The 5,609-nt window shown below is 69.0% G+C and carries 5 protein-coding genes and 1 pseudogene; 1 reads left to right on the top strand and 5 read right to left on the bottom strand.

The genetic code is table 11. The features are described from left to right. Positions 1–153: 153 nt before the first annotated feature. The 5 genes from KBX39_RS21360 to KBX39_RS21340 are packed head-to-tail and all read right to left on the bottom strand — an operon-like array spanning position 154 to position 5,212. On the bottom strand, positions 154–1,104 hold the full coding sequence (locus tag KBX39_RS21360; protein ID WP_210872155.1) for a carbohydrate ABC transporter permease: 951 nt from the start codon (positions 1,102–1,104) through the stop codon (positions 154–156). Positions 1,105–1,117: 13 nt separating this feature from the next. Further along, positions 1,118–2,059 (bottom strand): carbohydrate ABC transporter permease, encoded by a 942-nt coding sequence (locus KBX39_RS21355; RefSeq protein ID WP_043329767.1) that lies wholly within the window; start codon positions 2,057–2,059, stop codon positions 1,118–1,120. Between the two features lie 22 nt (positions 2,060–2,081). After that, a complete protein-coding gene (ngcE, locus tag KBX39_RS21350; RefSeq protein WP_210872153.1) occupies positions 2,082–3,494 on the bottom strand; it encodes an N-acetylglucosamine/diacetylchitobiose ABC transporter substrate-binding protein in 1,413 nt (470 codons plus the stop codon). A gap of 24 nt (positions 3,495–3,518) precedes the next feature. Then, positions 3,519–4,268, bottom strand: coding sequence for a sugar isomerase domain-containing protein (locus tag KBX39_RS21345; protein WP_030500334.1), 750 nt, complete (start codon positions 4,266–4,268; stop codon positions 3,519–3,521). Next, positions 4,265–5,212 (bottom strand): MurR/RpiR family transcriptional regulator, encoded by a 948-nt coding sequence (locus KBX39_RS21340; protein WP_043329763.1) that lies wholly within the window; start codon positions 5,210–5,212, stop codon positions 4,265–4,267. Before KBX39_RS21340 ends, KBX39_RS21345 begins: the two co-directional genes overlap by 4 nt. Positions 5,213–5,369: 157 nt before the next feature. Here KBX39_RS21340 and KBX39_RS21335 point away from each other — a divergent pair. Further along, positions 5,370–5,609, top strand: a pseudogene (locus tag KBX39_RS21335) (ATPase); the annotation flags it as partial.

Genomic DNA, 5,609 nt, shown 5'->3' with positions numbered 1-5,609 from the left:
GGTACAACGTCATCAGAAGGCCCTCGGTATGGAAACGGTTGGCTCGACACCACCGGACCTACCGAGGGCCTTCCCTCACCTCAACCCGACACGCCGCCGCACCCCAAATCTCAAACACTCACTAAGAAGGGGCCCTTCCTTACGTCCGGCGGGTTACTTGCCGACGCCGGCGGTGAGGCCGGACTGCACCTGGCGCTGGAAGACGATGTACACGATCAGCACCGGCAGCATCGCCATGGTGACACCGGCGAAGAGTCCGCTCCAGTCCGACTTGTAGCCCTGGTTGACCGACAGCTCGATCAGCCCCTGGGCGATCACCTGGTTCTTCGGCTCGCCGGAGACCGACTGCATGAGCAGCGTCGGCAGGTACCACTGGTTCCACTGGCCGAGCACGTTGAAGATGCCGATGCTGATCAGGCCCGGCTTGGCCATCGGCAGCATCACGCTGAAGAACGTACGGGTGTGCGACGCCCCGTCGACCTGGGCCGCCTCGGCGATCGAGTCGGGCAGCGTCCGGAAGAACGAGTGCATGAAGAAGATCGTGAACGACAGCGACCAGGCCACGTAGACCAGGATCAGCATGAGGTGCTTGTTCGGGCCGAGCAGCGGAAGACTCACCCCGGTGTTGTAGACGCCCTTGAACAGCGGCACCGCGGCCAGGTAGATCGGCAGCGTCAGCCCGGACAGGAACATCCAGTAGATCAGCCGGTTGCCGCGGAACTCGTAGCGCGCCAGCGCGTACGCGGCCATCGAGCCGAGCAGCATCGTCAGCGTCACGCTGAACACGAGCACGAGCAGCGTGTTCAGGAAGAAGCTGTCGATCCCGGCGGTCCAGGCCCGGGCGAAGTTGTCCCACTGCAGCGCGTCGGGGATCAGCGACAGCGGTTCGCGGATCACCTCGGAGTCGGTCTTGAGCGCCGACATCACCACCCACAGCAGCGGGTAGACCACCATGATCGCCCAGACCGCGAGGAACAGGTGCGAGAAGCCGTTGAAGATCCGGCCGCCGAAGCCGTTGCCGACGTCCCGCCGGGCCGCGGGCGGGCGGGACGGCGGCGCCGTGTCGGACCGGGCCGGACCGGAGGGGTGCGTCACCGTACTCATCGTCCAGACCTCCTCAGAACTCGATCCGCTCACGGCGGGTGATCCTCAGCTGGAGCGCGGCCAGCAGGATGGTGAAGATGGCCAGCGCGACGGCGATCGCGCAGGCGTAACCGAACTGGCCCTTCTGGAAGGCGTTGAACTGGATCACCGAGGCGAAGATCTCGCTGGCGTGGTTCGGTCCGCCCTGGCTCGGCGTCATGACGAAGACCAGCGCGTACATGTCCAGCGCGATGAAACCCAGATAGACCCAGGCGACCGAGATGCTGTCCCGCAGCAGCGGCAGCGTCACCTTGAAAAACGTGTGGAACCGGCCGGCGCCGTCGAGGATGGCGGCCTCGTAGATGTCCTTCGGGATCGACTGCATCGCGGCGGAGAACAGCACCATGTAGAAGCCGGCGCCGCTCCACACCGCGATGAACAGCAGCCACCAGAGCACCGCCGGCACGCCGAGGAACGGCTCCGGGTCGGCGGTGAAGGCGATCGGGTTGTCCGCGTCGACCAGCCCGATCTTGATGAGCAGGCCGTTGATCAGGCCCTGCCCGTCGGTGCGGTAGATCTGCTGCCACATGACGGCGATGACCACCAGCGACAGCACCTGCGGGAAGAAGAAGATGACCTTGTAGATCCCGGAGCCGAAGACTCCGCGGATGCCGGCCCTGTCCTCGCGTCCGCCCACGTTGAGCAGGAACGCGAGGAACAGGGCCAGCGCGATCGTGAACAGCGGCACGGTGACCAGGAAGAACACGTTGTGCCAGAACGCCTTCCGGATCAGCTCGTCGGAGAACAGCCGGACGTAGTTGTCCAGCCCGACGAAGCGCTGGGAATCGGAGTACCCGCCCCAGTCGGTCAGCGAGTATCCCGCCGCCTGGGCGAACGGCCACACCACGTAGAACAGGTACAGCGCGACGGGCAGGGCCAGGAAGCCCGTGACGAAACGCGCGACTCCGTGCCGCATTGGACTCACTTCCTCGCGGTGATCAGGCGGTGCGGGTCTGCTTCTTGATCGACGAGTCCTTGGCGACCTTGTCGGCGGCCGCCTGCATCTTGTCGACGAACTGCTGCGCGGTCAGGCGGCCGGCCATGAGCTCCTCGGAGAGGTTCTGGCTCTCCTTGTCCAGGTCGGCGTAGAAGTCCGGGAACTTCACCGAGATCAGGTCCGAGCTGCCGTTCTTCATCAGCGAGTTCGCCGACGCCAGCGCGGTGTCCTGGACGTTGTCGCCGGAGCCCTTGGTGGAGGCCAGCGACTTGGTCAGCTCGGCGAACTTCGCCGAGCCGGCCTTGGAGAGGATGGCCCGCAGGAACTCCTTCGCGGCCTCCTTGTTCGGCGCCTTGCTCGGCACCACGAAGCCCTCGCCGGAGGAGGCGAAGACGTCCTTGGCGGCCTTGTCCCCGCTCTTGCTCCAGTAGTCGGAGATGGTCATCTCGAAGCCCGGCGGGATGGTCGCGGCCATCTCGTTCTTCAGCCAGGTGCCGACCTGGATGAAGGCCGCCTTGCCGTCCAGGAACGCCTGCTGCGACTGGGTGTGGTCGAGCTTGCCCGGCAGCAGCAGCTTGTCCTTGACCAGCTTCTCCCACGGCTCCAGTGCCGCGACGATGCCGTCGGCCTTCCAGGCGCCGTCCTTCAGGTTGTCGATGTCGACGACGGCCTGCTTGCCGACCGCCTTCCAGATGCTGGCGAACAGCGCCCAGCGCGGGTAGTAGCCGTGCACCGCGTCGTGCACGTACGGCGCCATGCCCTTGGCCTTGATCTTCGGCGCGAGCGCGAAGAACTCGTCCCAGGTGGTCGGCGCCGTCCAGCCCTCCTTCTTGAACAGGGCCGCGTTGTACCAGTTGCCCCAGACCGTGTAGGCGACGTTGACGACGTAGAACTTGCCGTTCTGCGTACCGTCGGCGACCGTGCCGGGCAGCAGGCTGTCGGCGACGGTCCCCTCGCTGTCCCAGGCCGGCGCGGTGAGCAGGTCGTCCAGCGGCTCGATCGCGCCCTCGTTGATCAGCGTGCTGCGGTCCATCATGTCGGCGCCCGAGTTCATCACCAGGTCGCTCGGCTGCGTCGCCATCTTGGGCTGCTCTTCGGTCTTGATCTTCTGGGTGGAAGACATGTTGACCGTGATGTTCGGGTGCTTGGCGTTGAAGATGACCTTGTCTTCCTTGGCCCACTGGTCGCCCAGGCCGCCGTTGAAGACCACCACCTTGACCGCGCTGCCGTCCTTGACGCCGAACGGGTTGTCCTCGCTCTTGGCCGCGCCGCCGCCGTCGGACTTGCTCGGCTCGCTGCCGGCGCAGGCGCTGAGCAGACCGGCCGCCGGTACGGCCAGCAGACCGGCCGCCGCGGCACGCTGCAGCAGGGTCCGACGGCTGACGTCGCCGAACTTCTCGGGAGTAACCGACATCTTGTCTCTCCTTGTGGTGTCGGGTCAGGCGGTCCGCCGGAGGCGCCCGGCGTACCGCGACTCGAGGGCGAGGTTGTGCTCGTCCCCACCGGGGACGTTGGCGGAGAGGTAGACAGGGGGTACCTCTCCGGCCTGGTGGAACCGTCGTACGACCTCGGCGGTCAGCAGCTGCGCCAGCAGCGCCGCGGTGACCGAGGAGACCGCACAGACCGCGCCGCCGCCCTCGAGCGGCAGCAGTGCGTCGCCGTACGGCGCGCCGTTGTCCAGCACGACGTCGGCGAGGTCGGCGAGCCGGTGCCCGGACGGGTGCCGAGGAGCTACCCGGGCGGTGTGCTCGACCGAGGTGACAGCGATCAGCTGGTGGCCGCCGCGCTTGACGAGCGTCGCCAGCTCGACCACCGAGCCGTTGATGCCGGACTGCGAGGCGACCACGAACACGTCCTCCGGCTGCGGCGCCGCCAGCGCGTAGAGCTGGTGCGCCACGGCCGGGTCGCGTTCCAGTTTCGGATCGGCGAGCACGTCGCGGGGCGCGTCGCCGTGCAGCACGAGGTCGTGCAGGGAGAGCCGGTTGGCGGGGACCAGGCCGCCGGCCCGGGCGACCAGTTCGGCGGCGAACGCCTCGGAGTGACCGGCGCCGAACGCCTGGAGGACGCCGCCGGCGCGCAGGCCGGAGGCGATCAGGTCGGCTGCCCGGTCCACCGCGACCGCCTGGGTGTCGACCAGCCGGTCGAGCACCGGGCGGACCGCGTCGGCGTACCGTTGGGCACTGATCATGAGAGGGACCCCTTCGCGGCCTTGTGCCCGTCGACGGCCTGGGCGGTACGCCGGAAGGCCGCGTGGGCGCGGTCGTGGGTACGCTGCGCCACCGCGATGTAGAGCAGGTCGAGCACGACGAGCTGGGGATGCCGGGCGGAGAGCGCGTCCGGCCGGAACGTGGTCGCCTGACTGGCGGTGACCAGCACGATGTCGGCCAGCTCGGCCAGCGGCGAGCGGGGGAAGCCGGTCAGCGCGACTGTGGTCGCGCCGCGGCTGCCGGCCTCGGCGAGCAGCTCGATCGTCTCCCGGGTCTGCCCGGTGTGCGAGATGCCGAGCGCGACGTCCCCGGCGCCCAGCAGCGCGGCGCTGGCCAGCCCCTCGTGCACGTCGTTCCAGGCCCACGCCGCGACCCCGATGCGGTGCAGGCTGAACTGCATCTCCTCGCCGACCAGCGCGCTGCCGCTGGCCCCGAAGATGTTCACCCGGCTGGCCCCGGCGATGGCGACCGCTGCGCGTTCCACCTCGGCCAGGTCCAGCAGCGCGGCGGTGTCGTGCATGGCCCGCGTGTCGGCGGCCATGATCTGGTCGAGCACCCGGGACAGCGGGTCGCCGGGCTGGATCTCGCGTCCGATGTCGACGGTCCAGCCGGCGGAGCGGGCCCGTCCGGTCTCGGCGGCGATGCCGAGCCGCAGGTCGGCGTACCCCTCGAAGCCCATCGCCCGGCAGAACCGGGTGATGGTCGCTGGTGACGTGCCGCTGCGCTCGGCCAGTTCGACGATGGTGGCCCGGGCCGCCGCCTCCGGGTCGCTGAGCACGTGCTCGGCGACCCGGCGCAGCGCGCCGGTCAACTCCCCCGCGCCGGCCCGGACCCGGGCCAGCACACCGTCGGCGCCCAGCCGGTCGGCCGGACCGGCATCGACCACCGCGGTCGCCGCGGAAGTCTCCACCTCGTGCTCGACCATCGGCGGGCGCCTTTCGGAAAAGAGTGTTAACTGTTCGTGGTAAAAGTTCTTACTGAAGGCCCCTCCGTGTCAAGGCCGTGGGCGAAGTTTTCAAACTGTTACCTGGCGCACGACCGCGATCTTGCGTCCGGCGACGCGGCCGACCAGCATGGGGACCATGTCGGACACCGTCGTGGTCGGCCTCGACGTCGGGGGTACGTCGACCCGCGCGGCAGCGCTCAGCCTCGACGGCGCCCGCCTGGGCGAAGGCCGGGCCGGCGGCGGCAACCCGACCAGTCACGGCGCCGACCGGGCCGCCGCCGAGCTGCTCGCCGCCCTGCGCGCGGCGCTCGCCGGCATCGACCCGACCCGGGTACGCGCCGGCGTCATCGGCCTCGCCGGGGCCGGCCGCCTCCTG

This window comes from Micromonospora sp. D75, assembly GCF_018070405.1.
Taxonomy (GTDB): domain Bacteria; phylum Actinomycetota; class Actinomycetes; order Mycobacteriales; family Micromonosporaceae; genus Micromonospora; species Micromonospora chalcea.
Note: the sequence above shows the minus strand (reverse complement) of the source record. Positions and strands in the feature narration are given on the sequence as shown.

What these genes read in the sequence shown, in the direction of transcription:
- KBX39_RS21360 (WP_210872155.1), bottom strand. Translation starts at nt 1,104, where the DNA reads ATGAGTACGGTGACGCACCCCTCCGGTCCGGCCCGGTCCGACACGGCG.
- KBX39_RS21355 (WP_043329767.1), bottom strand. Translation starts at nt 2,059, where the DNA reads ATGCGGCACGGAGTCGCGCGTTTCGTCACGGGCTTCCTGGCCCTGCCC.
- ngcE (WP_210872153.1), bottom strand. Translation starts at nt 3,494, where the DNA reads ATGTCGGTTACTCCCGAGAAGTTCGGCGACGTCAGCCGTCGGACCCTG.
- KBX39_RS21345 (WP_030500334.1), bottom strand. Translation starts at nt 4,268, where the DNA reads ATGATCAGTGCCCAACGGTACGCCGACGCGGTCCGCCCGGTGCTCGAC.
- KBX39_RS21340 (WP_043329763.1), bottom strand. Translation starts at nt 5,212, where the DNA reads ATGGTCGAGCACGAGGTGGAGACTTCCGCGGCGACCGCGGTGGTCGAT.